The organism is Enterobacter genomosp. O (assembly GCF_001022965.1).
GTDB lineage: Bacteria > Pseudomonadota > Gammaproteobacteria > Enterobacterales > Enterobacteriaceae > Enterobacter > Enterobacter cloacae_L.
Map to the genome: position 1 here is coordinate 1 of NZ_LECZ01000008.1, position 3231 is coordinate 3231.

At 52.5% G+C, this 3231-nt stretch carries 1 protein-coding gene and 1 pseudogene; both read left to right on the forward strand.

Going from position 1 to position 3231, the window contains the following annotated elements:
• Nucleotides 1-1527: RHS repeat-associated core domain-containing protein (locus tag ABR39_RS00725; RefSeq protein ID WP_047345366.1), on the forward strand; the 1527-nt coding region annotated here is incomplete at its 5' end.
• Nucleotides 1528-1686: 159 nt separating this feature from the next.
• Nucleotides 1687-2830 (forward strand): annotated as a pseudogene (locus ABR39_RS25280) (IS3 family transposase); the annotation flags it as partial.
• Nucleotides 2831-3231 lie beyond the last annotated feature (401 nt).

The window sequence follows — 3231 nt, forward strand, 5'->3', positions numbered from 1 at the left end:
GCGCTGGCCTGGAATGCGCGTAACGAGCTGCAGGCGGTGACGCCGGTGGTGCGTGACGGAGACAGGGATGACCGGGAAAACTACCGCTATAACGCAGGGAGCCAGCGCATCCTGAAGACCAGTGTGCAGAAAATGAACAGCAACACACAGACGAAGCGGGTGCTGTACCTGCCGGGGCTGGAGCTGCGCAGCACGCAAAGCGGTGACACGGTAACGGAAAGCCTGCAGGTCATCACCGTGAGCGAGGCGGGCCGGGCGCAGGTGCGGGTACTGCACTGGGAGAGTGGAATACCGGCGGATTTCAGCAATGACCAGATGCGATACAGTTATGACAATTTGATCAGCAGCAGTCAGCTGGAGCTGGACGGTGACGGCAGGGTCATCAGCATGGAGGAGTTCTACCCGTATGGGGGGACGGCAGTCTGGACCGCCCGCAGCGCGGCGGAGGCGGACTACAAAACCCTCCGCCACTCGGGGAAGGAACGGGACGCGACGGGGTTCCACTACTACGGTTACCGTTACTATCAGCCGTGGTCGGGCCGGTGGCTCTCCGCAGACCCGGCGGGGACGGTGGACGGCCTGAACCTGTTCAGGATGTGCCGCAACAATCCCGTCACGCTGACTGACAGCAGCGGGTTGATTAGTACGGGCCAGGAAGCCCGAAAATTCGTGGGCGAAGCATTTGTTCACCCTTTGCATATGGCTGTCTTTGAGAAAATTTCTTTAGAGGATAATCTTGCAATGAGCGTAAGGGAAGCCGGCATATATACTATTTCAGCACTGGGTGAAGGCGCCGCAGCAAAAGGCCATAATATTCTTGAGAAGACTATTAAACCTGGTTCACTAAAGGCGGCTTATGGTGATAACGCTGAATCTATGCTTCGGCTGGCAAAACGTAGCGGTTTCGTTGGTCGAGTAGGTCAGTGGGATGCATCCGGTGTAAAGGGAATTTATGCGCATAACAGACCGGGAGGTGAGGATGTGGCTTATCCAGTCAGCCTGCAAAATACTTCTGCTAATGAACTTGTTAATGCATGGATAAAATTTAAAATCATCACGCCCTATACAGGTGATTATGACATGCACGATATTATTAAATTCTCTCATGGGAAAGGGCATGTGCCCACGGCGGAAAGTAGTGAGGAAAGAGGAATAAAAGATCTGATTAATAAAGGTGTTGCAGAGGTTGACCCTTCAAGACCTTTTTATTATACAGCGATGAACGTTATTCGCCATGGTCCTCAGGTAAACTTTGTTCCCTATATGTGGGAACATGAGCAAGATAAAGTCGTAAATGATAATGGTTATCTGGGCGCTGTAGCACGTCCGGGACCATTCCCTGTAGCAATGGTATATCAGGGCGAATGGACTATTTTTGACGATAGTAAGGAGCTATTTAATTTCTATAAATCCACAAACACCCCTCTTCCAGAACACTGGTCCCAGAGTTTTATTGACAGAGGGAAAGGAATCGTTGCAACTCCCCGACATGCTGCAATTCTTGATAAACGGCGAAGCATGCGTTAATCATAACGACGTCACGTATTATTAAAGTAGACCCAAAACAGGCAACCCGGTGAGCCACTTTTCTGGCTCATTTGGGTTGTTTTTATTCAATCCGGGTGAATCACCACGGGTTTAACAGACACCCTGGAGTCATTTAAAATGACTTAAAGAGAGGTGCATATGAGCAGTAAGCGTTATCCTGAAGAGCTTAAAATTGAAGCTGTCAAACAGGTTGTTCAGCGTGGCCATTCTGTTTCCAGTGTTGCAACACGTCTCGATATCACTATCCACAGTCTTTATACCCGGATAAAGAAGTACGGGCCAGACTCTTCCACCAACCAGGAGCAGTCAGATGCTCTGACCGCGATCCGCCGACTCCAGAAGGAGCTGAAGCGGGTTACGGACGAACGGGACATATTAAAAAAAGTCGCGGCGTACGTCGCAACGCTGCCCGACTGAGGTACGCCTTTTTACGTGACAACTCCTGTTGTTGGCCTGTTCGTCTGCTCTGTCGGGTGCTGAATGTTCATCCGGGTGGGTTTTACGCCTGGCTTCAGCAGCCGCATTCACCACGGCATCAGGCGGATCTCAGGCTGACAGGACAAATCAAACAGTTCTGGCTGGAGTCCGGTTGCGTTTATGGCTATCGCAAGATCCATCCCGACCTGAAAGATAGCGGGCAACCATGTGGGATTAATCGGGTCTGGCGGGTGATGAAGCGTGCCGGGATAAAGGCTCAGGTCGGGTATCGAAGCGCACGAGCGCATAAAGGTGAAGCCAGTATCGTGGCACCCAACAGACTCCAGCGTCAGTTCAACCCGGAAGTACCGGACGGACGTTGGGTTACGGACATAACTTACATACGCCCCCACGAAGGCTGGCTGTATCTGGCCATCGTTGTTGACCTGTGCTCGCGCAAAGTTACTGGCTGGTCAATGCACCCCCGGATGACAAAAGATAATGTCCTGAATGCGCTTATGATGGCCATATGGCGACGTATCCCCAAAAACAGGTGCTGGTTCATTCTGAACAATGGAGTCAGTACACAAGTTATAAGTGGCAGACGTTCCTGAAATCACACGGACTGGAGGGCAGTATGAGCCGTCGGGGTAACTGTCACGACAACGCAGTTGCAGAAAGCTTTTTCCAGCTACTGAAGCGGAAACGGATAATGAAAAAGATCTACGGAACACGGGAAAAAGCACGCAGCGATATTTTTGATTACATCGAAATGTTTTATAGCAGTAAGCGTCGGCATGGCTCGAGTGATCAGATGCCACCGACGGAATATGAAAAACAATATTATCAACGACTCAGAAGTGTCCAGATTATCCGTGGCGATTCATTAAGAATCGCCGCTATTTATGAGTATCATTCATACCCTGTCTCAGGATAATTCATACCGGAAGCCGGCGCCGGCGGGTTGACATACCGGCGGAACGGGCAATGATAGCCGTGCCTCACGGGTATGATCCGGTGAGCGCCGCCCCCTTCTGCCGGTATCCCGCCCGGGCACCGTTTCTCTCCCCGGACGCACCGGCCCTAACCCGCCTGATGAACCCGCATCAGCCCCCGTTTACGGAGTCAGACCATGAGCACATTCCCCCTGAGCGCCGTCTTCCGCCACACCCCGGCCCTGACGGTAAGCGATAACCGCGGCCTCGCCGTGCGCGCCGTCGCCTTCCTCCGCCACCCTGATATCCCGGACGTCTGCGGCCTGCGCAT